The sequence below is a fragment of the Cryobacterium sp. Hh38 genome, assembly GCF_004403235.1.
Taxonomy (GTDB): Bacteria; Actinomycetota; Actinomycetes; order Actinomycetales; family Microbacteriaceae; genus Cryobacterium; species Cryobacterium levicorallinum.
Genome location: NZ_SOHD01000036.1, coordinates 1 through 23,426, shown reverse-complemented (window position 1 = coordinate 23,426; position 23,426 = coordinate 1). Strand labels below are relative to the sequence as shown.

Here is a 23,426-nt window from a genome sequence, read left to right as displayed (position 1 = left end):
TGGCCGGTTGCTGCACGGGCTGCCTCGTGGTGATCGCGCGCGTGGCGCGCCGAGCGCGCGGGCCACAAATGGCACCACGACCCGGCGTGCACCCCATGCAGCGCGGGATACACCAGGCATTGCGACTGAGGCCGCTGGCGGCGTTAGGCGCGCTTCTTTTCGTCTTCGGTGGCGTAGTGGTCGACGTAACGGTCGTCGTCATCCGGATCGTCGTCGTCATCGTCAGCGGAATCAACGGTGTCACCACCGGTGGCCTTCTTGGCCTTGTCCGCTTCATACTCCGGCCACTTGGCGAGGTCTTCGTCGAGCCGAGGATCGGACGGATGCCCGGTCAACTCGCGTTCGAGCGCGTTGTAGTTGGTATCCGGGCTAAAGTACTTCAGCTCCCGAGCTACCTTGGTGTGCTTTGCTTTTTGACGGCCGCGCCCCATGCGTGACCCCCTTACGATGCCAGGCCGAGCGAGTCGCGAGACACTCGGGATTTGCCGAACGGAATGTGTAAAAACTAGAGCTTAGTTTAGCATGACGGGCCTACCCGCCCACTGACGCTGCTCAAAGATCAAACGGGCCGGTCAGACCGTAAGAATGGATAGTGGATCGGTTCTCCGGCCCGGCCTGGTCGCGCAAATCATGGCGAGCGGATGCTGCTGGCTGGTCCCGGGCGCCGGCCCGACGCTACTTGCGCTTCCGGCGACGCGATGCCGTCGGCCGAGACTGCGACGGCACAACGACCGGGCTCGACTTCGTTGCCGTGTCGGGGGCTCCGGTGGGCGGTGCGAGCGGACGGCGCGACACCGGGCGGGATCGCACCGGCTCACCGCGTCGATCCTGGCCGGGGATCGGCCGCGAGCGGCGACCATAGATGAGCTCAGACGAGTCGAGCAGCCAGGGCACGAGGGCGATCGTGACGCCGTGCACCATCATCAGCTTCTGACGCAGTCGGCGGGCCTTGTGGTTGTGCAGCAGGTTCTCCCACCAGTGGCCGACGATGTAGATGGGCGTGTACACGGTGATGACCTCGGAGCCGTGATCGTCGCGGCGACCCCGAATGTAGCTGATCAGCGGCCAGCTGATGTCGCGATACGGTGAGGCGACGATGCGCAGCGGAACCTGGATGTTCTGTTTCACCCAGGCGCGTTTGAGCTCTTTGGTCTCGGCTGTGTCGATCGAGACGTGCACGGCTTCGAGGCTCACGTGGCGGGCGGCGATCGCGTAGTCGAGTGCCTTGAGCACCGGTTTCTGCATCTTGCCGACCAGCACGATGGCATGATCGCCCTGCGAACCGAACGTGGTGACGGGGTCGACCTCGATCTCCTTGGCCACGTCTCGGTAATACCGGTTGACGCCCATCATGAGAAAGAACAGCACCGGCATCATCACGAACACGAGCCAGGCGCCGTGGGTGAACTTGGTGATGGTGACAACGATGAGCACGACACCGGTCAGCGCGGCGCCGAAACCGTTGATCGACAGGCTCAGAATGATCGACCCGCGGTTCGGCGGATTCTTCTTGAGCAGTTTCAGCCAGTGCCGCACCATGCCGGTTTGGCCGAGCGTAAATGACACGAAGACGCCGATGATGTAGAGCTGAATCAGCACGGTCAGGTTGGCCCGGTAAACCACCATGATCACGCAGGCGGCCAGGGCCAGGAGCACGACACCGTTGGAGTAGATCAGGCGGTCGCCGCGGGTGCTGAGCGACTTCGGTGCGTACTTGTCGCGCGCGAGCACGGAGCCGAGCAGCGGAAAGCCATTAAACGCGGTGTTGGCGGCCAGCAACAGCACCGCTGCTGTCGCTGCCTGCAGCACGAAGAACATGATCGAGAAGTTGCCGAACGTGGCAGCGGCGACCTGCGCGATGAGGCTGCGCTGGGGCGCAGTGGCGCACTCGGCCCAGCCGATTAGGTCGCAGGGAGCCTCGGCGTAGTGCACCTTGGAGATCAGCGCGAGGGCGGTCAATCCTACGAACAACACGATGGCAATGCCACCCATGAGCGTCAGGGTGCGCTGGGCGTTCTTGACCTTGGGGTGTTTGAACGCCGGTACCCCGTTGGCGATCGCTTCGACGCCGGTGAGGGCGGAGCATCCGCTTGCGAAGGAGCGCAGCAGCAGCAGAATGAACGCGGCCTGCGCGAGGTTCTCGCCCTGCACGTCGTAACCGGCGGACTCGGCGACGGGGGCGTCGCCCATCAGCGCCCGACCGAGGCCGACGACGATCATGAGCAGCACGCTGCCGATGAAGAGGTAGGTCGGAATAGCGAAGGCATTGCTCGACTCGCGCACGCCGCGGAGGTTCACCGCCGCGAGCAGAATGATGAAGATCACCGCGAGCTCCACGCGGAGCGGGGCGAGAGCTGGAATGGCGGAGATGATGTTGTCCACGCCGCTGGCCACCGAGACGACCACGGTCATCACATAGTCCACGAGCAAAGCGGATGCGACGACCAGGCCAGCCTTTTCGCCCAGATTCTTGTGGGCGACCTCGTAGTCGCCGCCGCCAGATGGGTAGGCCTTGATCAGCTGGCGATACGACGCCACGACAACGATGAGAAGCATGACGACGACTGCAGCGACCCACGGTGCGAAGCTCAAAAAGGCGAGCCCGCCGAGGGTCAGAATCATCAGGAGTTCTTGCGGCGCGTAGGCCACGCTCGACAGTGGGTCGCTGGCAAAAATGGGAAGAGCGAGGTGCTTGGGTAGCAGCTGGCCGTCCAACTGCTCGGTGGGGAGCGGATCGCCGATGATCCACCGCTTGGGTGATCGGCTTTCCGGTACTGGGGCGTTCGCCTCGGGTGTCACGAGGGACGACATTACACCTAAGCTGGCCCCTGTCAAATCGGGTCGCTTTTTTAAGCGGATGCAGGTGGGTGGCCTGGGCGGCACAATCATCCGCTGGTCGAGCTTTTCGAGACCACCACCGACTCGCGCTGGCGGTCTCGAAAAGCCTACGGGTGCAGCGTGGCGAGGATGTTCGCGCGAACGTCGGCGAGCTGGCGTCGCAGCGTGGGCACCGTGTCGGGCGGAACAACCGAGCGGGCCGCTTGCGTGCGCAGGTCTGTGCGCAGCTGCTGCCGGAACTCGTTGAGTACCATGTCGGCTTCGCGCAGGGCGAGACGTGAATCCAGGCGAGCGGAGGTCTCGTCGCTGGTCGACGATGGCGCCTCGGCCGCCGTTGGTGCATCCGGGGCATCCCAGGACTCGGGCGTGCCGTCGTAGCCGCGCGAAGCCGGCGACCCTGCGTCGCGGGCCTGCCGGGCCGCGGAGGCCAGGTCGGCGCGCAGGGACTTCATGGCGGAGTTGACGCGGCTGCGCACCTGGTCGGCGAGGCGCCGCACAGAGTCGGTCACCTCGTCTTCGATCGCGCCGAGTTCTCCGTCACGGGCGAGCAACTCGGCGCGACCGGCATCCGTGATCTCGTAGACGGTCTTGCGGCCGTCGGCCTGCTTGGTGACCAGGCCCTCTTCCTCGAGTTTGGCCAAGCGCGGGTAGATCGTTCCGGCGCTGGGGCTGTAGGTTCCGCCGAATCGGTCGCTGAGCGCCTGAATCAGCTCGTAGCCGTGTCGGGGCCGCTCGGCGAGCAGGCTCAGCAGGTAGAGGCGCAGGCTTCCGTGGGCGAACATGGCGCTCATGCTGGGTCTGCCTGGGTGATGTCGGCCGCGGCGGGCGCTGCGGCATCCGCTTGACTGGATGGTGCCTGAGATGATGCTGCACTCATCGACGCTGCACCGCCCGGCGCGCTGCCGCCGCTCTCCCGCCGCACGACCGAGATATCGCCGGACACCGAATTACCACGCAGGTCGAGCCAGCTGCCGTCGAGCGTGCCGGTGGAGCCTTCGTAGCCCTTGCCGAACGCGGTGCGCACGGTCTGGTCGTCGAGCTGCAGCGTTCCGGAGAGGGTGTTGAGGTGGTACCGCGCGGCGACGCCCGGCTCGAGCCGCACCGTGAGGTTGCCGCTGACCGAGTTCGTCACGATCTGGTCTGGTGTGCCCGCCAGGTCGAGAAACACGTTGCTCGCGACCCCGTCGAGCGTGAAACGACGGATGCTGCCGCTCGCCGTGATATCGCCCGATACGGTGTGCACGGCCAGTGCTCCGACATGGTTGCGCACCGAGATTTCGCCGTTAACCGCGTTGAGTTCGAGGTCGCCCTCGACGTCATCGATTACGACATCGCCGGAGACGGTGCTGAGTTTGGCGTCATTGCGCAGTCCGGACACGAGGGCATCCGCCGAGACGACACCGAAGCGCAGGGCGACGTCGCGCGGGACCAGTACGCTCACCTCGGCGCGGGCGGTGCCGCGGAACGCGGTGAACACCTCAAGAAAGTTATCCCAGCGCAACTGGGGATGGTCGATTTCGAGGCGGTCGCCGTCCATCGAGATCTTCAGGTCTTTGCCGGTGACGCCGTGCACTTCAATGCGGGCGCCGGGTTCGTCGTGGCCGATGATGTCGACCGTGCCGCCGATCAGACTGACCTTGAGCTTGCGCACCAATTCGACATCGATGATTTTGGTCTGCCCGGGGGTGACCAGCCATTTTTCCAATGACACTGGGTTGTCCTTTCAGGAGCATGAACTCGCGTTATATCGCGTGTGTTGAAAGACACGATATATCGCGTTCCTGAAAGTTGCAATCAGTACAGAAAAATATCCAGCCACTGGCGATTGTGGGCGTGTACCAGCACGGCGAACACCACGACGTCGAACAGCAGGTGCACGCAGACCACGTAGGTGAGCGAGCGAGTGCGGGCAAAGGTGTAGCCCTGCAGCAGCGCGAACGGCACGGTCAGCAGCGGCCCCCAGGCCTGGTAGCCGAGCTCCCAGAGGAACGACGAGAAGATCACGGCCTGCAAAATATTGGCCTGCCAATCGGCAAAGTGCCGCCGCAGCAGGGTGAAGGCGACGCAGATGAAGAACAGTTCGTCCCAGATCCCCACGAAGCCCACACCCACGAACAGCCGGGCAATCTCATCGGGAGCGGTCACCGCTGGCCAATTCTGGTACGCGCCGCTTCCGATGAAGTAGCTCGGCAGAATCAGGTACCCGAGCAGCACTACGAGTGGCAGGTAGGCGCGTTCGAGCCGGGTCCAGCGTTGCCCGGTGCGAATCGGAAACCGGATCGCGTGGTCCTTGAAGTAGTACCGCGAGAGCAGATACGGCACGAGCACCGACAGGCTGAGCACCGTGCCCATCAGGGCGATATTCGGGTAGCTGATGTTCGCCTCAACCGAGATGGTGCTGATGATCCCCAGCCCAACGGCAATCAGCAACAGATCGCGAAACAGCGCCCGATTGATCAGGAACGCGAGCGCCAGGGCCGCCGCCAGCACGCCATAGCCGGCCACCGGCATCCGCAGCGCAAACAGCAGCACAGCGGATGCGCTCACCAGCGCCGCCGGAATCAGCCCCCACCGCGATCTAGTACCCATGCTGCACCCTACCCAGAGCACCTCTCAATTTAACGAGAGCGGAAAAAGTGCTGCTTCGGCACCCCGGAGGCAGCGATTTTCCCGCTCTCGCGGGGAGGGCCTAGATTCGAGGGATGAAGCGTTTTCCCAGCGACCCGGTCGCGATCTTGCAGCACCTCGTGCGCATCGATTCGGTCAATCCTGACCTGGTTCCCGGAGCGGCGGGTGAAGCCCAGATCGCAATCTGGTGCAGTGAATGGCTGCTCGGGCAGGGGTTTCAGGTCACCCTGCTCGAGCAGGTTCCCGGACGGCCCTCGGTCGTCGGCATCAAACGCGGCACCGGCGGCGGACGCTCGCTCATGCTCAACGCCCACCTCGACACGGTCGGCGTCGCCACCTACGCGGGCGATCCGTTCAGCGGCGACCTTCGCGCCGGCCGGGTGTACGGGCGTGGGGCCGTCGACACCAAGAGCGGGCTCGCGGCCATCCTCGTGGCGGCAGCGCGGGCATCCGCTGTCGGGCTGGCCGGGGATGTGATCGTGACGCTGGTCGCCGACGAAGAATTCGGCAGCATCGGAACGGAAGAGGTGCTGCGCACATTGAGCGCCGATGCCGCCCTCGTGATCGAGCCGAGCAGCCTGGAACTGACCACAGCGCACCGCGGATTCGCCTGGTTCGAGCTCTGCCTGACCGGCCTGGCCGCGCACGGATCGCAGCCGGAGCTCGGCGTGGATGCCATCTGGCATGCCGGGCTCGCGCTGCGTGCCCTCGACGAGCTGCGGCAGCAGCTGAACTCGGCCCCGGCGCATGCCACACTCGGCCACGGTGCCGTGCGGGTGTCGAAGATTGTCGGTGGTGACGATGCCGCCACGGTCGCGGCCCACTGCGTGCTCACCCTGGAACGACGGATGCTGCCCGGCGAGTCCCCGGAGCGCGTCGACTCCGAGCTGCGGGCACTGTTCACCGAGCTGGCGCGCACGGAGCCGCAGTTTCGGTTTGAGCTGACCCGGCTGGTGGCGCGGGCTGCCTTTGAGGCCGAGCCGCACTGGCCGATCCTGCGCGCGCTTAGTGGCAATGCCGAGCGGGTGCTCGGCGCCCCGGCGAAAACGCGCGGCGAACCTTTCTGGACCGACGCCGGGCTTATTCTCGAAGCCGGTATTCCGTGTGTGGTGTTCGGTGCCGACGGTGAAGGCCTGCACGCCGACACGGAATGGGTCGACGCGCAGTCGGTGCGCGCGCTCGCCGAGATTCTTGAGGGCACGATCACCGAGTTTTGCGGGCCTACAGTCGGCTGATTCGCTCCCACCCCCGGCCCTCGTGCCACGATTCGATGACCAGATGCGTGTTGTCCGAGTCTATGTAGGTGAGCACGACCTCGTGTACGTGCAGCTCGAAACTGGATGTATCCGGCGGATCGGTCGGTTCCGGCTCGGTCACCACCAGTACCCCGGCCAGTTTCGCGTCGCCGGCCCACTCCGACGGCTGCCCGACTGGCGGCTCGAGGGTTGGCGAGTGGATGGCCACCCGCGGGTCCCGCAGCACATCGTGCAGCTTGAGCGAATGGGGCATCATGCCCAAAGTGATGCGCCCGTTGTTGATCACGAGTTCGGTGCCGCTGATCCGCGGGGCACCATTCCGGCGCAGGGAGGCCATTGTCTTGTTGGTGCCCGCGTCGAATCGTGAGCGTACCCGCGCTGCGAACTGCGGAGCATCCGCTTCAATTTCTCGCCATGTTGCCATGCGTTGAACGCTACCTCTCGGCACCGACACGAGGGCTTAACGCACCGCGCAGTAGCTACCCGGCAACGCGCTCGGCATCGGGATCGGGCGCCGGCGAGACGGCCGCGGGGCGGCGGACTGCGAAGAAGGGGATCGTGCGCTGGCAGAGGGGGCCGATCAAGACGGCGAACAGCACGGTGCCGATTCCCACGTTGCCGCCGAGCACCCAGCCGATGCCGAGCACGATCACCTCGATGCCGGTGCGCACGATCCAGATCTTCCAGCCGGTGCGCTGGTGCAGCCCGGTCATCAGGCCGTCGCGCGGGCCGGGGCCGAAGTGTGCCCCGATATAGAGGCCGGTGGCGACGGCGATCAGCAGGAGTCCCGCGGCGAACAGGAGGATGCGGGCCCAGAGGTCGAGGTCGGCCGGAATGAGCCACAGGCCAACATCAGCTGACGGGCCAACGAGCAGCGCGTTGAGCAGAGTGCCGGCACCGGGCTTCTGGCGGATGGGGATCCAGAGCAGGAGTACGACACCGCTCAGCAGAATCGTGATCAGCCCGAACCCGAGGTGCGTGTGGTTGTCGATGCCCTGGGCGAGAACGTCCCATGGGGCGACGCCGATGGCGGCGCGCACGATCAACGCGATGCCGATTCCGTAGAGGAACAGGCCAATCAGCAGTTGAATCACACGACGAGTCACGAGAATTCAGTCTAAATGCCGCTCGGTGCCCACGTCGGCCACCGGTCCCTGCGGGGCTCAACCGCCGAGGATGATTCCGCGGTTGAGGAAGAACGGCTGGGGGTCGATCCTTACGCCGTCAACCCGAACCTCGACGTGGGTGTGACAGCCGGTGGACAGGCCGGTGCTGCCGACCCGTCCGATCTGTTGGCCGGCGCCGACCCGATCGCCGACATCGACCAGGGTCTCATCGTCGGCCAAATGGGCGTAGCCGGTCTGCACTCCTTCGCCGTGGTCGATCAGGATCCAGTTGCCGTAGCTGCCGACCGCTCCGGCGGCGCGCACAATGCCGGAGGTGGCCGCGAAGACCGGTGCCAGGCAACCCGCTCCAATATCGGTGCCGTAGTGGAACGCGCCCACCCCGGGGAGGGGGCGGACCGGCCTGGGCCCGTAGACATCCGTTGTGGGGCCGCTAGCTGGATTTGCCCAGCCCTGATCGCTCAGCTGGCCGTAGTCGGTTGGAGTGATCGGACGCAGGTCCAGTCCGGACAGGCCGGCAGCGGCACTCGCGGCCTGAGCTGCGGCGTTTACCAGAGCCAGGCCGGCAGCTTCGACGTCGTTTTGGGCAGCGTCGAGCGCGGCCCGGCTCGCGTCGACCGATAGGCCGCTCGCGGCAGCACGGGTCTCGGTATCTTGCTCGTTCAGCCGCTGCGCTCGGGCTTCGTCGGCCTCGGCGCGGGCCTGAATCGTCTCGATATTGTCGGTGACATGATCCAGCTGGTCGAGTGTGCTGAGCTGGTCGAGCACGTTGCCGAGGGAATTACCGCCGAGGAAGACCTCGGTCACGACAGCGCCGGATTGCTGCTGCGCCAGTTTGCGCGCGAGCACGGCAAAGCTTCGTTTGGAGTCGGCGGCTTGCTGCGTGGCCTCCACGGCGAGCCGGTGCACCAGTGCGGAGCGACCGCGCGCGAGCGTCTGACTCGCCTGCGTCGACTCGAGCGTACGCTGGGCGGTGGCCCGCACCGCCTCCGTTGACTGTGACCGGGTGAGCGCCAGGGCCAACGCTGCGGTTCTTTGTGTCGAGTCTTGTTGAGCGGATGCGCGCTGCGCGGCCGCCAGCGCGGCGGCCGCCTGACTCTCGGCGAGGGCGGTTGCGGCTGTCGCGCGAACGACTGCGGCCGCTGCCTGGGCTGCCGCCTGCGCCTCGATGCCAGTGTCACTGGGAGTCGGCGCTACCTTGGGTGGATCGGGGAGATCGACAACTGGCGGGATCGGTCCGTCTGTCGGCTCGGGAACTGGTTCGTTGTTCGGTTCCGGGGTCGGTTCGACCGTGGGTTCCGGGGTCGGTTCGACGGTCGGTTCCGGGGTGGGTTCGGCGGTGGGCTCAGCCGTGGGTTCCGGCGTCGGCGTCGGTTCCGGGGTCGCTTCGGTCGTGGGCGCGGGAGTGGGCTCCGCGGTCGGTTCTGCCGTCGGCGTGGGCGTCGGGCTGCTGGTTGGTTCGGCGGTTGGTTCAGCGGTCTCTTCAGCGCTCGGTTCCGGGTTCGCGCTCACGGTCGGCGTGGACGTGCCGGTCGAACCGGCTGGAAGTTCACCGGCGCTCGCCGCGACCGGGGCGCCGAAGAGGAGCAGCGTGGTCACGATAATGATCGCCAGCGGGCCGCCTGGCCTGCGATGTGTCGCGGCCCGCTGCCGTGCTCGCAGGAGAAGCGTAGCGGGACCGTGACTTGGGGCTAAGAACATCGGCAAACCTGATCCATTCGGGTATGGACTAACGCGGGCGGGCGGGCTGGCGTGGCGACAGTATGGCACGCCAGCCCCACGCTCACAACGGGTCAAACGAGCAGTCCAAGGTGCCTATAAGGTGCGGTTCGCACTAGACCAACTCGGGCGCTTCGCATTCCGCGGCCGCGCGCACTGCCCCCGAAGCGACGAGCGCCACGACGCCCTCAATTTCGGGGGAGAGAAAGCGATCGTGGCCGGGACCGGCGGCCACGGTGCGCACGAGGTCGCGTACCGCTCCGGTCGCGGCGCCCGGCTCAAGCGGTGCCCGCAGATCGAGCGAGCGCGCCGCCGTCATGATCTCGATCGCGAGCACCCGGCCGAGCCCGTCGAGCGAACGGCGCAGCTTGCGGGCCGCATGCCAACCCATCGAGACGTGGTCTTCCTGCATCGCCGACGAGGGAATCGAATCAACGGATGCCGGCACCGCCAGCCGTTTGAGCTCCGACACGATCCCGGCCGCTGTGTATTGGGCGATCATGAGCCCGGAGTCCACGCCTACCTCGTGCGCGAGGAACCGCGGCAGGCCCTTGCTGCGGCTCCCATCGAGGTGACGGTCGGTGCGTCTCTCACTCATGCTCGCGACATCCGCTGCGGCAATGGCGAGAAAATCGAGCACGTAGCCGAGCGGGGCGCCGTGAAAGTTGCCGTTCGACAGAACTCGGCCGTCGACCGTGACAACCGGGTTGTCGATGGCGCTGTCCAGCTCGCGGCCGGCCACGAGGGCGGCGTGGGTGGCGGTGTCGCGTGCGGCGCCGTGCACCTGCGGGGCGCAACGCAACGAGTAGGCGTCTTGCACCGAGGGATCCTCGGGGCCGGCGTGGCTCGCGACGAGCGGGGAGCCCTGCAGCAGTCGGCGCAGGTTGGCGGCGCTGTCGGCCTGGCCGAGCTGGGGCCGCAGTTGCTGCAGATCCGCCGCGAAGACAGCATCCGTTCCGAGCAGAGCCTCGACACTCATCGCCGCGGCGATGTCGGCAGTCACGAGCAGGCGGGCCAGGTCGTCGAGGGCGAGCACGAGCATGCCGAGCATGCCGTCGGTGCCGTTGATCAGGGCGAGGCCTTCTTTTTCGGCGAGCACGACCGGCCTGATGCCGGCTGTGGCGAGGGCGTCACCGCCGCCGAGCAGGGCGCCGCTGGCATCGCGCGCCTGCCCCTCGCCCATCACGACGAGCGCGCAGTGGGCGAGCGGCGCGAGGTCGCCGGAGCAGCCGAGCGAGCCGTATTCGTGCACGACCGGGGTTATTTGCGCGTTGAGCACGGCCGCGTAGGTCTCGGCGGTGGCCGGGCGCACGCCGGTTCGCCCGGTCATCAGCGTCGAAAGCCGCAGCAGCATGAGGGCGCGTACGACCTCGCGTTCCACTTCGGGGCCGCTGCCGGCGGCGTGCGAGCGCACCAGGCTCGCCTGCAGCTGCGCGCGCCGGTCGGAGGTGATGAACGTCGTCGCGAGGGCGCCGAAACCGGTCGAGATCCCGTAGTGCGGTTCGGTGTCAGCCGCGAGGGCATCGATGATGGTGCGGGTCGCTGCCACTTGCTGGAGGCTGGTCGGATCGAGGCTGACGCGCGCATTGTGCCTCGCGACGGCGATCACGTCGGCGAAGGAAAGGGCGCCGGTTCCGACGACAACGGTGGCTGCGATTACGGATGCCCCGCTCTGGTCGTGCGCGGATGCGGAAGTCTGAGGCGTGGTCGTGAGGGTCATGGTTCGATTCGACACCCCCAGGGCCCCAGGCGATAGGGCGCTATGCTGCTTCGTGTCCGGGATACCGGACACAAAGCAATCGCCCTGAACGAACGCGGCAGCATTTTCTTCGACTCGAAGTGGCAGCCGCTCGGCGAGAACGTGAGAGGAACGCCATGGCGACCGCATCGAAGGTTCCGGCCGCCGAAAGCACGCTGCGCGTGCTGACTCACCTCGCTGCGCAGCGCGGACCGACACCGGCGGCCGCCGTGGCCAGCGCTCTTGGCTTGCCGCGCTCGACCGTCTACCAGCTGCTCGATGTGCTCGTGGGGCAGGGGTTCGTCGTGCACCTGCCCGAGGAACACCGCTACGGACTCGGCATCGCCGCCTTCGAGCTGAGCACGGGATTCAGCCGCCAGGAGCCACTCTCCCGGCTCGGTCGCCCGTTGATTGCCCAGCTTGTCGACCGGCTGGGGGAGAGTGCGCACCTCGTGGTGCTGCACGGCCGCGACGTGATCTATCTGGTCGAAGAGCGCGCCGCGCACCGCCCCTCGCTCGTTTCCGACGTCGGCGTGCGGCTGCCAGCGCACCTCACGGCGAGCGGTCGCGCCCTGCTGGCGGCGCTTCCGGCGGCCCAATTGCGCGCGCTGTACCCCAGCCAGGCCGTGCTCGAGCAGCGCGACGGCCGGGGCCCGCGCTCCCGGCTTGAGTTGCGGGCGGTACTCGATCGAGTGCGAACCGATACCTACGCCACCGAAAATGGCGAAATCACGCCGGGCATCGCCTCGGTCGCGCTCGCCGTACGCGATCATGCGGGGTGGCCCGCTGCCGCGATCGCGGTGACCTTTGCGCACGACCGCATCCCGGACGACTACTGGCCGGCGCTCGCTGCAACCGTGGCGGCGACGGCCGCCGAGCTGTCCCGCCGCATCGGTGGCCGCCCGCGCTAACGCCCGCGCCGCGCCTCACGCCGAGCCTCGCGGCACTTTTTAGAGATGCGGACACTCGTTCCATTTGGTGCCTCGGTCTACAACGAGTGCCACGAGCCCGGTTCCGCCTGCAGGGGCTGCGACGGGCTAGCCCTGGCGGGCCTTCGCGCGGGGGTTGAGCTTGTTGATCACAAAGGTGCGACCGCGGCGCCGCACGATTTGCGATCCCGGAACCTTCTTGAGCGCCTTGAGGGAATTGCGTACCTTCATTTATTTCTCCATTGCTTATTGAGAACGAATGTCAATTAGACTAACAGGCATGCAGATAGAAACGTATCTTCGGGTGAATGTGGTGAGCGGCCTGGCCGGCGCCGGTAAATCCTCGGTGGCCCTGACCCTCGGGCGGCAGCCATTCGCCCTGGCCACCTCCGTGTCCGATGCCCTGCGCACGGTGCTCACCGAGGTTGCCGACGCGGTGCCGGTCGGCCGGGGGGAGGCGTGCGCCATTGATGTCTTCGTCGAAGCGCCAACCGCGGTGGGCCCGCTGGAAATTGCCAGTTCCCTCGTTGAGACCGGCGACTCGCCGGAGCGGCTGGCGAATGGGCATGCGGTGCGGCTCGGTGACCTCATCACCGTGCTCGATGCCGAGCGATTCTGGGCCGACCTGCGCAGCGAAGCCCCCGCGCCGGTCCCGGAAGAACACGACGTCAACTTCTCCGATACCCACGACGATCCCGACCGCACCGTCGGCGACATATTGATCGAGCAGGTCGAGTGGGCCAGCATCGTCGTGATCAATAAGACCGACCTCGTGCACGCCCGCGACGCTGCCGATATTCGGGACTTCGTGCGCCTGCTCAACCCGGCCAGTCACGTCGTGTTTGCCGAACACGGCCGCGGCAGTGCCGAGGGTTGGCCGGTGCCACGCCGGGACATGTTCGCCTGGCTGCAACGCAGTCCCGGCTGGGTACGCCAGCTCAACGGTGACGCCCTGCTCTCACGCAGTCCGCAGGGGCTGATCTGTGTCGTCTACCGTGACGTGCGCCCGTTCCATCCGCTGCGCCTGGCCGAATTCTTTCGTGACCGCGCCGAGGAGTCGGGTGAGATCCTGCGTTCCCGTGGCCTGTTTCGCCTCGCCACTCGGCCGTCGACGGTCGGCTCGTGGAGCAGTGCCGGCCCCACGATCACCTTCGAACCGACCGGCATGCAGAGCCATGACCCGGATTCACCGCTAGGCCAGGAGATCGCCTTCTTCGGACGTGACCTCAACGCCCGTCTACTCAGCGCCAACCTCGATGCCTGCCTGCTCACCGACGCTGAATTTCTCGCCGGACCCATGTTCTGGAACACCCTGGCCGACCCGTTCCCCGCCTGGGCGCTCGAAAGCGCCGCCTGAGTTACAGGCTCTTGGCGAAGCAGACGCTGAACTCTTCGCCGACGTACTGGCCGAACAAGTCGATCTGTTCGTAGCCGCGACCGCGGTACAGCGCCATAGCCGCGTGTTGCAGTGGGCCGGTTTCCAATGCCAGAGAGCGGATACCGCGGCCAGCGGCATCCGCTTCGATGCGGTCGAGCAGGCGGCCGGCTATGCCGCGCCCCCGAACTTCGTCGTAAACGAACAGTCGCTTCAGCTCGGCAGTCAGCTCGGCGCCGAGTGGAACCAGGGCGGCCATGCCGCAGGCTGCGCCGTCTTCGTTCCTGGCCACGTAGACGGCAACGCCCGGGCGTTCGAGCTGGTCGGTGCTGAGCAGAAAGCTGCTCTCCTCCGGGTAGAGGGAGTGCGCGAAGACGGTGCCGGCGGTCAACAGTGCCTCAACGTCGGCCTGCCGCGGCGGCTCGATACTGATCGAAATGGTCATGTCCTCAGAATAGAGCGAGGCAATGTATACCTATCTGCGTGACTTTTCAGGAGGCATAGGGTAACGTCAATAGGTCGGCTCTTGACACCGCGCTGTGCGCGGATGGGTTTGTAAGTCAAGTTGGGCCGGTTTCCCAGTAATCCGCTGGTGAAAAATCACTGTATGTGAACGGCCCCGACCACAGATTGCTCGGGTTCTCAGTTACGTCGCGTGTGCGATGTTGTTCTGCCATGTACTGAACACAACCCAGAGATATCTTTATGCCTCAAGGCAATTCGCACAACTCCACCGTCGGTCGTGGCGGTAAGAACTTCGATCCCAAGTACGCCTCCAAGGGCGGATCGGGCCACGGCGGTTCCAACAACGCGGGAAGCAAGAGCCCCGGACACCGCGGATACCGCGCTGACGAGGGTGCCCCCAAGAAGCAGCGCTGGAATGCAGACGAGCGCGCCGCGCGCTCGAACGAGCGTCCCTCGAGCGAACGTCCGGCCTACGGCTCGCGTTCCGTTCGCCCCGAAAACGGCGGCCGCACCAACACCGAGCGCAACGAGCGCCCGACCTACAATAACGACCGTCCGGCTCGCACCGAGCGTCCCTCCTATGGTGACCGTCCTCCGCGTACCGACCGTCCGGCCTACAACAACGACCGTCCGTCGTATGGTGACCGCAACAGCGCTCCCCGTACGGAGCGTCCGTCCTATGGTGACCGTGCTCCGCGTACCGAGCGTCCGGCCTACAACAACGACCGACCGTCCTACGGTGACCGTGCTCCGCGTACCGAGCGTCCGGCCTACAACAACGACCGCCCGTCCTATGGTGACCGTGCTCCGCGAACCGATCGTCCGGCCTACAACAACGACCGCCCGTCCTATGGTGACCGTGCTCCGCGAACCGATCGTCCGGCTTACAACAACGACCGTCCGTCCTATGGTGACCGTGCTCCGCGAACCGATCGTCCGGCTTACAACAACGACCGTCCGGCTCGTACCGAACGTCCCTCCTATGGTGACCGCAACAGCGCTCCCCGTACTGAGCGTCCGTCCTATGGTGACCGTGCTCCGCGAACCGATCGTCCGGCCTACAACAATGACCGTCCGGCTCGTACCGAGCGCCCCTCCTATGGAGACCGCGCCCCGCGCAGCTTCGAAGACCGCGCCCCGCGCAGCTTCGAAGACCGCGCCCCGCGCCGCTCCAACGATGACCGCCCGCCCCGTCGCGACTTCGGCAACGACCGTCCCAGCGACGGCGACAGCAAGTTCTACCCGAAGCGCAGCGAAGAGGGGGTCAAGCCCACCTTCGCCGGTGGCGAAGACGTCGTCCTCGAGCGTCTCGAAGCCATTGCAACGACCGCGTCCGACGTTGTCGGCGTAACCTTCGGCGACCTCGGCCTCGGCGAGAACATCGTTCGCGAGCTCGCCACCCTCGGCGCTCCGGCCCCGTTCCCGATCCAGGCCGCGACCATCCCCGACGTTCTCGCCGGTCGCGATGTGCTCGGCCGTGGCAAGACCGGATCCGGCAAGACCATCGCCTTCGCTGCTCCCTTGGTTGAAAAGCTCATGGAGAACAACGGCGCCAAGGACCGCAAGCACGCACGTAAGCCGCGCGCGCTCATCCTGGCCCCGACCCGTGAGCTCGCGCTGCAGATTGACCGCACCGTGCAGCCCATCGCCCGCAGCGTCGGCCTCTTCACCACCCAGATCTACGGCGGAGTTCCGCAGTACCGTCAGGTGAGCGCCCTCCAGCGCGGCGTCGACATCATCGTTGGCACCGCCGGACGCATCGAAGACCTCATCGACCAGGGTCGCCTTGACCTGAGCGAAGTCGTTATCACCGTGCTCGACGAGGCCGACTACATGTGTGACCTCGGATTCCTCGAGCCCGTGCAGCGCATCCTGCGTCAGACCAAGACCGGCGGCCAGAAGTTGCTCTTCTCCGCCACCCTCGACAAGGGTGTTGCCTCGCTGGTCAAGGAATTCCTGACCAACCCGGCCGTGCACGAGGTTGCCGGCGAAGACCAGGCGTCCTCCACGATCGACCACCGCGTGCTCGTCATCGAACACCGCGACAAGAGCCGCATCATCGAAGAGCTCGTCAACCGTGAGGGCAAGACGCTCATCTTTAGCCGCACCCGGGCCTACGCTGAGCAGCTCGCCGACCAGCTCGAAGACGCCGGAGTCAAGGCCACCAGCCTGCACGGTGACCTCAACCAGGCCCGTCGTACCCGTAACCTGCAGATGCTCACGAGTGGCCGGGTCAACGTGCTCGTAGCAACGGATGTCGCTGCTCGCGGAATCCACGTTGACGACATCGACCTGGTCATCCAGGCCGACGCCCCCGACGAGTACAAGACGTACCTGCACCGTGCCGGCCGGACCGGCCGCGCGGGCAAGACCGGAACCGTCGTGACGCTCATCCCCAAGCAGCGCAAGCGCCGCATGGACGAGCTGCTCGACCGTGCCGAGATTGACGCGAGCTACACCTCCGCCACCCCCGGTGACGCGGCTGTACGCGAACTCGCCAACATCTAGCATCCGTTTGAACTAAAAGGGGCACTCGCCAACCGGCGGGTGCCCCTTTTTCGCGCCCGGCGCCCAGCGGGTTGTGCGAACCCGGCCGCGTCTGCCAGAATTACTTTCCGAACGATCGGTAAGTTGGCAATCGTTCCCGCTGCCACCTACAGCCATCTACAGCCACACGCAGACACCGTCGTCAGGAGAGAATATGGCCGAGGCCTACCTCGTTGGAGGAGCACGAACCCCCGTAGGCCGCTACGGCGGAGCGTTGGCCACGGTTCGTCCCGACGACCTCGCCGCGCTCGTCGTCGGCGAGGTCGTACGCCGCGCCGAAATCGACCCCGGCCTGATCGAGGAGATCATCTTCGGCGCCGCCACCCAGGCCGGCGAAGATAACCGCAACGTCGCCCGCATGGCAGGGCTGCTCGCCGGGCTGCCCGACCACGTGCCCGGAATTACCGTCAACCGGCTCTGCGCCTCCGGAATGTCCGCCATCACGATGGCCGCCCAGGCGATCCGCGCCGGCGACGCCGACCTCATGATCGCCGGCGGAGTCGAATCCATGACCCGCGCACCTTGGGTGCAGGCCAAACCCGAGCGCCCCTGGGCCAAGCCCGGCGCCCAGTTCGACACCTCCATCGGCTGGCGGTTCGTCAACCCCAAACTCGCCGCCCGAGACAAGGCCACCTTCTCCATGTCGGAGACGGCCGAGGAGGTCGCCCGACTCGACGGCATTACCCGCTTAGAAGCGGATGCCTTCGCCCTCCGCAGCCATCAGCGCGCCGCTGCCGCGATCGATGCTGGCCACTTCGTTGACGAAATCGTCGGCGTGCCCACCAAAAAGGGCGAGGTGCTCGTCGATGAGGGCCTGCGCCGGGACACCACCCTCGAGGGCCTCGCCGCCCTGCGTCCCATCGTCGCGGGCGGCTCCGTCGTCACAGCCGGCAACGCGAGCTCGCTCAACGACGGCTCCTCGGCGATTCTGGTCGCGAGCGGTGAGGCCGTGAAAAAGTACGGCCTGACTCCGCGCGCCCGCGTCGTCGTCGGCGCGAGCGTCGGCCTGGCCCCCGAGATCATGGGCCTCGGCCCGGTCGTCGCCACCCAGCGTGCCCTCGAGCGCAGCGGCCTCGACATCGCTGACCTCGGGGCGATCGAGCTCAACGAAGCCTTCGCCACCCAGTCCATCGCCTGCATCCGTCGCCTCGGCTTCGATGAGGAGATCGTCAACCGGGATGGCGGGGCGATCGCGCTCGGGCATCCGCTGGGATCGAGCGGAGCGCGCCTGGTCGTGACCCTGCTGGCCCGCATGGAACGGGAAAATGCCGGGCATGGCCTCGCCACGATGTGCATCGGCGTCGGCCAGGGCTCGGCCCTCATTCTGGAGCGGGTCTAGTGTCGAAAGGCACGGCCGTCGTAATCGTCACTGTGGAGGATGTCTGATGTCTGTTTCTGAACTGGAACTCGGTGATCGCGGCGAAAACGGCGTGCCCGACCGGGTTGGCGTGCTCGGCGGCGGGCGCATGGGCGCTGGCATTGCCCACGCCTTCCTGCTGGCCGGTGCCCGCGTGGTACTGGTTGAACGCAACGACATCGAAGCAGATGCCGCGCGCGCGCGCGTGCTGCGCGCCGTCGACGCGAGCATTGCCCGCGGGGCCACCGGCGAAACCCGTCTCGAACTCGAGGCCCGCCTCGCCGTCGGCGCCGACTTCGGTCTGTTCAGCGACCGGGAACTTGTCGTGGAGGCCGTCCCCGAGATACGCGCGCTGAAGGTCGACGCCCTGCAAAGGGTCGAAGCAGAGCTTCCCGATGACGCCGCGCTCGCCAGCAACACCTCATCGATCTCGATCGACGACCTCGCCTATGAGCTGAAACGGCCGGCCCGCTTTCTCGGCCTGCATTTCTTCAACCCGGTTCCCGCCTCGAACTTGGTCGAACTGGTTACCGGCAGTGCGACCTCGGCTGAATTGGTAGCGGATGCCCAAAGCTGGGTCTCCGCCCTCGGCAAGACTCCGATCACCGTCAGCGATGCCCCCGGATTCGCCTCCTCCCGGCTCGGAGTGGCCCTCGGACTCGAGGCCATCCGCATGCTCGAAGAGGGAGTCGCGAGCGCCTCGGATATCGACGCCGCCATGATGCTCGGCTACAAGCATCCGGTTGGACCGTTGAAACTGACCGACCTGGTCGGGCTCGACGTGCGGCTCGGAATCGCCGAATACCTGCACAAACAGCTCGGCGCCCGCTTCGAACCGCCGGCGCTGCTGCGCAAACTTGTAGCCGAGGGCAAGCTCGGCCGCAAGTCCGGCCAGGGCTTCTACCACTGGGACGAGGCCTGATGCCCGCCCCGACCACGCGAGGCACTCTCGAAAACGCACCCAATCCGTTGGTCGAGCCTGTCGATACCGCCATTCCGACAACGCGACCCATCCTCGAAAACGCACCCCATCCCATCGCCAAGGAGGCGCCCATGACGACCATTCTGCCCAGCTACGTTCAGGGCGCCTGGTGGACCCCGACCGATGTCTCGATCGGTACCGACGTCTGTGACGCCTCGACCGGCGAGGTCGTCACCCGCGTCAGCACCCACGGCCTCGATCTGGCCGCCGCGCTCCACTACGCGCGCACGGTCGGCCAAAAATCGCTCGGGGAGCTCACGTTTCACCAGCGTGCCGTGCTGCTCAAGCAGATGGCGCTGCTGCTGACCGAGCGCAAGCAGGAGCTCTACGCGCTCTCCAGCCGGACCGGCGCCACCAAGGTCGACTCCTGGGTCGACATCGACGGCGGAATCGGCGTGCTGTTCAGCTACTCCTCCAAGGGCCGCCGTGAACTGCCCAACGCCCGTGTCTACGTCGACGGACCGGTCGAGCCGCTCTCCAAGGACGGCTCCTTCATCGCCCGCCATATTTACTCGCGCCTGCCCGGCGTGGCCGTGCAGATCAACGCCTTCAACTTTCCGGTCTGGGGCGCCCTGGAGAAGTTCGCGCCGGCGTTCCTGGCCGGCGTGCCGACCCTGGTCAAGCCCGCGACCCCCTCCGGTTACCTTGCCGAGGCCTTCGTGCGCCTCCTCGCCGAATCCGGCCTGCTGCCGGAAGGCTCGCTGCAGCTCGTCTCCGGCAGCGTGCCGACCCTGTTCGACGACGTGCGCCTCGGCGACCTCGTCGCTTTCACCGGATCGGCCTCGACCGCCGAGAAGCTGCGCGCGAGCGACGCCGTGCAGACCGGGGGAGTGCGCTTCACCAACGAGACCGACTCGATCAACGCCTCCGTCCTCGGAACGGATGCGGCCAAGGGCACCCCCGAATTCGACGCGTTCGTCAAGCAGGTCGTCACCGAAATGACGGTCAAGGCCGGCCAGAAGTGCACCGCGATCCGCAGGGTCATCGTGCCGCGCGCGGCGATGGACGACGTGGTCGCGGCCGTGCACGCACGGATCAGCGAGCGCATCGTGCTCGGAGACCCGCGCGCCCAGGGCGTGACCATGGGACCGCTCGCCTCCACTGCCCAGCGCCTCGAGGTGCTCAAGCAGGTCGCTCGCCTGCAGGAGGCCGGCGGCAAGCTGGTCGTCGGCCAAACGGATGCCCCCGCCGTTCTGCACGCGGACGGCACGACCGGGTTTGCTCCCGACGGCGCTTTCGTCGAGCCGCTGCTGCTGCGCTTCGACGATGCGTCGGCCGCCGCCGTGCACGAGGTCGAGGCCTTTGGCCCGGTCTCGAGCGTGCTCGGCTACGACTCCATCGATGAGGCCATCGCCCTCGTTCGGCGCGGCGGCGGATCGCTCGTGACCAGCATCGCCACGCACGACCCGTCAGTGGCCGTCGCCTTGATGACCGGCATCTCGGCCTTCAACGGTCGGGTGCTCGTGCTCGACCGTGACGACGCCCGCACCTCGACCGGGCACGGTTCGCCGGTGCCGCAGCTCGTGCACGGCGGCCCAGGCCGGGCCGGCGGCGGCGAAGAGCTCGGCGGCATCCGCGCGGTGCTGCACCACATGCAGCGCACCGCCATTCAGGGCTCACCCGAGATGCTCACGGCGATCACCGGAATCTGGCACCAGGGCGCGACTGCGCGAGCCGGCTCCACGCATCCGTTCAGAAAGAGCCTGGCCGAGCTCGTAATCGGCGATCAGATCGTCTCGGACTCGCGCACGGTGACCCTCGAGGACATCGAAACCTTCGCCCAGTTCACCGGCGACACATTCTACGCCCACATGGACGAAGCGGCCGCCGCAGCCAACCCATTCTTCCCTGGCCGGGTGGCCCACGGCTACCTGCTCGTCTCCTGGGCCGCTGGCCTGTTTGTCGATCCGGCCCCCGGACCGGTACTCGCGAACTCCGGCCTCGAGAACCTGCGTTTCGTCACGCCGGTCTCGCCCGGTGACAGTATCCGCGTCGCGCTCACCGCGAAGCAGATCACCCCGCGCGAGACCGACGAGTACGGCGAGGTGCGCTGGGATGCCGTGCTGACCAACCAGAACGACGAGCTGGTCGCGTCCTACGACGTGCTCACCCTGGTTGCCAAGCACTAACTTCCAACAGGGAATTCGGGCGGGCCCGCGCATCGAGCGCGGGCCCGCAGTCGTGAGCTCGGTCCGCGGTCGGGCGCGCCCCTCGGTCGTGATTGAGCCCGCTCGCTACACGGGCAGGGGCACGGTGGTTCCGCGCGTGGACGCACGGGCGGTGACGGTGGTCCTGGGTCGCGGCGACAGAGGAGTGGCCGGCATGGAGTCGTCCTCGCTCACTACGACCAGTCCCTGGGCGCTGTTGGCCGAACGGCTCAGGTCTTCGATCCACTGGCGGTTGAGGGTGGCCGCCCGACCTCCCACGAACTTGAAGTAGAGCGGAATAGCGGGATTGAGCCAGATCGAACTGCGCCCGGACCCCACCTCGGCGGAATCGCGCCAGGACAGCAGAAAGCTCTCGCCGCGGCGCAGCTTCTGAACGATCACCATTTGCAGGTGTGCCAGGGTGCGGTCGTCGATCTCCACGATGACTCGGTCATACGTAAGAGAGCCCATGAGTGCCTTCCAGTCAAATTCAGCAATGCCGCTCATCTCAGTATCTCGGCCGCGCCAGGAGAGCACTAGAGGCCAACGGCCCCACCTGCCCCCCAGTTCGTCCGGGGCCTGGGGCCGGAACCTGAGCCCAGATTACAAACTGGGCCCGCGTTCGTAAGGTGGGCCCGGCATCCGCTCAGCACTAGGTTGATTCAACCGGCGTCGTCGTCTGTGGTGCCGGCGCGAACGCGCGCGATCGTCTCCCACGCCGCCACGGCAACCAGAATGACCGAGGTCGCGACGCCCAGCCCGAGCGGAGTCACGAGGGCGGCGGCCGCACCGGCCACGGCGAGCACGGCAATTCCGACGACGTGCGACATGAGCACGGTGCGCGCGACGATCCAGCGAAACAGCAGCAGCCCGACGAGGTAGAACAGCGGCCCACCGACCAGGGTGACGGCCACCGGAAGCGTCATCACATCCTCCGGATGCTCGAGCACTGATTTGTCCGCGACCGAGGTCAGCACGATTCCGGCGATGACGATCGCGTGCACGTAGGTATAGGCGAGTCGAGCGATGCGGCCCGGCTCGCTCGACGCGGCGATTGCCTTGCTCCCGGCACGCTCCCCGTGATCGAAATAGAGCCACCACATGGCCACGCCGTTCACAAAGGCGAGAAACAGACCGGCAATCCCCAAAGCGGATACCTCCTGGTCGACAAATGCGAACCCGGTCACCAAAAAGGACTCGCCGATCGCGATGATCACGAACAGGGCGCTGCGCTCGGCAATATGCGGGCCGGAGACATCCCAGTCGTCGACACCGGGTGCTTTCAGCCCGGGGACGCGAAACCCGAGGCTCGCGGACCCGTACTCGATGGCGAGGGCGATGAGCCAGGCCGGCAGGCGATAGGTCAGCGGCAGCAGCGCCCCGACGATCCAGAAGGCGCCGGCTGCCGACAGCCAAAGCAGAATGCGCAAAAATGTCGCGTGCAGGGCCGGATCGTGCCGGGCGAGGGCCAGCACCATGAACACCGAGCGCCCGAGTTGCAAGGCCACATACGCGATGGCGAAGATCAGCCCCTGGTCACCGAAGGAATCGTAGATCGAGGTACTGATCACGAGACCCACGAGGGAGAGGCCGATGACGACACCGCGCACCGGCAGCCTGGCCGGATCGAGCCAGTTGGTAACCCAGGTCGTATACACCCACAGCCACCACAGGGCGAGCACGAGAATGATCGACTCCAGTGCACCCACCCAGGACTGGTTGGCATACAAATAGCGCGAGAGCTGAGTTAGAGCAAAGACGAAAATGAGGTCGAAAAACAACTCGATGTAGGTGACGCGCTCGCTGCGCTCGGTGTCCTCCGGCCGCAGCAGGCTTCGCCGAAACCCGAGACGCAGAATCCAGGCGCGATGCTCAAGCGGATGCTGCTGCGTCGTCTTCGATGATCGGCTCACGTCCCCAGTCTCCCGCAAGCCCCCGACATCCGCAGTTCCAATTCCGCTCCCATGCTTCAGTCCTCCTGTAAGCGTCCCCACCTGCCCGGCCCCGCCCTCACTTCTGCACGGGGCCCGGTCTAGAAACTGAGTCCACGTTCATACGGTGGGCCCGGCTGTGCGGCTGCCCGGCCATCGCGGGGCGATCTGCGGAACGCGCTCTTTTTCGTTGATCGAGCTTGTCGAGATTGCCATACGACCGGCGTGAGCTGGTCTGCGTTGCTGGCCCTGCGGCTGGGTGGGGGAGGGGGTGTCGGGGTTGCGACACGCCCGGGTGGGGGGCGTTTTGACGGGTGGGTGGTCTGGCCGTAATGTATCTATACGTACCCCAAAGGTGCGGAAAGCCGTAGTGCTTTCCGGCCTCATGTG

General features: G+C 66.4%; 20 protein-coding genes. 7 read left to right on the top strand and 13 right to left on the bottom strand.

Annotated features, from left to right (window positions below; all coding sequences use genetic code 11):
- Positions 1-143: 143 nt before the first annotated feature.
- The 5 genes from E3T41_RS12575 to E3T41_RS12555 form a co-directional block, all read right to left on the bottom strand.
- The gene (locus tag E3T41_RS12575) at positions 144-431 is read right to left on the bottom strand and encodes a DUF3073 domain-containing protein (protein ID WP_092447876.1); all 288 of its coding nucleotides are present in this window, start codon (positions 429-431) and stop codon (positions 144-146) included.
- A gap of 244 nt (positions 432-675) precedes the next feature.
- Positions 676-2,811, bottom strand: a complete 2,136-nt coding sequence (locus E3T41_RS12570; protein WP_092447875.1) for an APC family permease — start codon at positions 2,809-2,811, stop codon at positions 676-678.
- Positions 2,812-2,945: 134 nt separating this feature from the next.
- On the bottom strand, positions 2,946-3,629 hold the full coding sequence (locus E3T41_RS12565) for a PadR family transcriptional regulator (RefSeq protein WP_092447874.1): 684 nt from the start codon (positions 3,627-3,629) through the stop codon (positions 2,946-2,948).
- Positions 3,626-4,549, bottom strand: a complete 924-nt coding sequence (locus E3T41_RS12560) for a DUF4097 family beta strand repeat-containing protein (protein WP_092447873.1) — start codon at positions 4,547-4,549, stop codon at positions 3,626-3,628. The genes E3T41_RS12565 and E3T41_RS12560 overlap by 4 nt, the downstream gene beginning before the upstream one ends.
- 83 nt (positions 4,550-4,632) lie before the next feature.
- The gene (locus tag E3T41_RS12555) at positions 4,633-5,427 is read right to left on the bottom strand and encodes a CPBP family intramembrane glutamic endopeptidase (protein WP_134478874.1); all 795 of its coding nucleotides are present in this window, start codon (positions 5,425-5,427) and stop codon (positions 4,633-4,635) included.
- A gap of 113 nt (positions 5,428-5,540) precedes the next feature.
- Between E3T41_RS12555 and E3T41_RS12550 the strand changes: the two genes are divergently transcribed.
- On the top strand, positions 5,541-6,701 hold the full coding sequence (locus tag E3T41_RS12550) for a M20/M25/M40 family metallo-hydrolase (RefSeq protein ID WP_134478872.1): 1,161 nt from the start codon (positions 5,541-5,543) through the stop codon (positions 6,699-6,701).
- Here the strand turns inward: E3T41_RS12550 and E3T41_RS12545 are convergent.
- The 4 genes from E3T41_RS12545 to hutH all read right to left on the bottom strand — a co-directional run bounded on the left by E3T41_RS12545 (position 6,688) and on the right by hutH (position 11,285).
- Positions 6,688-7,146 (bottom strand): pyridoxamine 5-phosphate oxidase, encoded by a 459-nt coding sequence (locus E3T41_RS12545; RefSeq protein ID WP_092447870.1) that lies wholly within the window; start codon positions 7,144-7,146, stop codon positions 6,688-6,690. The genes E3T41_RS12550 and E3T41_RS12545 overlap by 14 nt on opposite strands.
- Positions 7,147-7,201: 55 nt before the next feature.
- On the bottom strand, positions 7,202-7,828 hold the full coding sequence (locus E3T41_RS12540) for a YitT family protein (RefSeq protein WP_092447869.1): 627 nt from the start codon (positions 7,826-7,828) through the stop codon (positions 7,202-7,204).
- A gap of 57 nt (positions 7,829-7,885) precedes the next feature.
- The gene (locus E3T41_RS12535) at positions 7,886-9,445 is read right to left on the bottom strand and encodes a M23 family metallopeptidase (RefSeq protein ID WP_134478870.1); all 1,560 of its coding nucleotides are present in this window, start codon (positions 9,443-9,445) and stop codon (positions 7,886-7,888) included.
- 235 nt (positions 9,446-9,680) lie between these two features.
- A complete protein-coding gene (hutH, locus tag E3T41_RS12530; RefSeq protein ID WP_092447867.1) occupies positions 9,681-11,285 on the bottom strand; it encodes a histidine ammonia-lyase in 1,605 nt (534 codons plus the stop codon).
- Positions 11,286-11,440: 155 nt separating this feature from the next.
- Here hutH and E3T41_RS12525 point away from each other — a divergent pair, with 155 nt between their 5' ends.
- The gene (locus E3T41_RS12525; protein ID WP_092447866.1) at positions 11,441-12,214 is read left to right on the top strand and encodes an IclR family transcriptional regulator; all 774 of its coding nucleotides are present in this window, start codon (positions 11,441-11,443) and stop codon (positions 12,212-12,214) included.
- 126 nt (positions 12,215-12,340) lie between these two features.
- On the opposite strand, the gene ykgO is transcribed toward E3T41_RS12525, so the two are convergent.
- Positions 12,341-12,463 carry a type B 50S ribosomal protein L36 gene (ykgO, locus tag E3T41_RS12520; RefSeq protein WP_035839829.1) on the bottom strand — a complete coding sequence of 41 codons (123 nt, stop codon included), beginning with the start codon at positions 12,461-12,463 and terminating at the stop codon, positions 12,341-12,343.
- 49 nt (positions 12,464-12,512) lie between these two features.
- On the opposite strand from ykgO, the gene E3T41_RS12515 reads away from it, so the two are divergent.
- Positions 12,513-13,589 carry a GTP-binding protein gene (locus tag E3T41_RS12515; protein ID WP_166791554.1) on the top strand — a complete coding sequence of 359 codons (1,077 nt, stop codon included), beginning with the start codon at positions 12,513-12,515 and terminating at the stop codon, positions 13,587-13,589.
- Between the two features lies 1 nt (position 13,590).
- Here the strand turns inward: E3T41_RS12515 and E3T41_RS12510 are convergent, their stop codons facing one another.
- Positions 13,591-14,052: a GNAT family N-acetyltransferase gene (locus tag E3T41_RS12510; protein WP_092447864.1), complete on the bottom strand. Its 462-nt coding sequence runs from the start codon at positions 14,050-14,052 to the stop codon at positions 13,591-13,593.
- 260 nt (positions 14,053-14,312) lie between these two features.
- On the opposite strand from E3T41_RS12510, the gene E3T41_RS12505 reads away from it, so the two are divergent.
- The 4 genes from E3T41_RS12505 to paaZ all read left to right on the top strand — a co-directional run bounded on the left by E3T41_RS12505 (position 14,313) and on the right by paaZ (position 21,087).
- The gene (locus E3T41_RS12505) at positions 14,313-16,580 is read left to right on the top strand and encodes a DEAD/DEAH box helicase (RefSeq protein WP_134478866.1); all 2,268 of its coding nucleotides are present in this window, start codon (positions 14,313-14,315) and stop codon (positions 16,578-16,580) included.
- Positions 16,581-16,773: 193 nt separating this feature from the next.
- The gene (locus tag E3T41_RS12500) at positions 16,774-17,958 is read left to right on the top strand and encodes a thiolase family protein (protein ID WP_092447862.1); all 1,185 of its coding nucleotides are present in this window, start codon (positions 16,774-16,776) and stop codon (positions 17,956-17,958) included.
- A gap of 46 nt (positions 17,959-18,004) precedes the next feature.
- Positions 18,005-18,898 carry a 3-hydroxyacyl-CoA dehydrogenase family protein gene (locus tag E3T41_RS12495; RefSeq protein WP_092447861.1) on the top strand — a complete coding sequence of 298 codons (894 nt, stop codon included), beginning with the start codon at positions 18,005-18,007 and terminating at the stop codon, positions 18,896-18,898.
- Positions 18,899-19,029: 131 nt separating this feature from the next.
- Positions 19,030-21,087, top strand: coding sequence for a phenylacetic acid degradation bifunctional protein PaaZ (gene paaZ / locus E3T41_RS12490; protein ID WP_134478864.1), 2,058 nt, complete (start codon positions 19,030-19,032; stop codon positions 21,085-21,087).
- 105 nt (positions 21,088-21,192) lie between these two features.
- On the opposite strand, the gene E3T41_RS12485 is transcribed toward paaZ, so the two are convergent.
- A complete protein-coding gene (locus tag E3T41_RS12485) occupies positions 21,193-21,576 on the bottom strand; it encodes an ATP-dependent DNA ligase (protein ID WP_241991163.1) in 384 nt (127 codons plus the stop codon).
- A gap of 191 nt (positions 21,577-21,767) precedes the next feature.
- Positions 21,768-23,018, bottom strand: coding sequence for a low temperature requirement protein A (locus tag E3T41_RS12480; RefSeq protein WP_158251567.1), 1,251 nt, complete (start codon positions 23,016-23,018; stop codon positions 21,768-21,770).
- Positions 23,019-23,426: the final 408 nt, after the last annotated feature.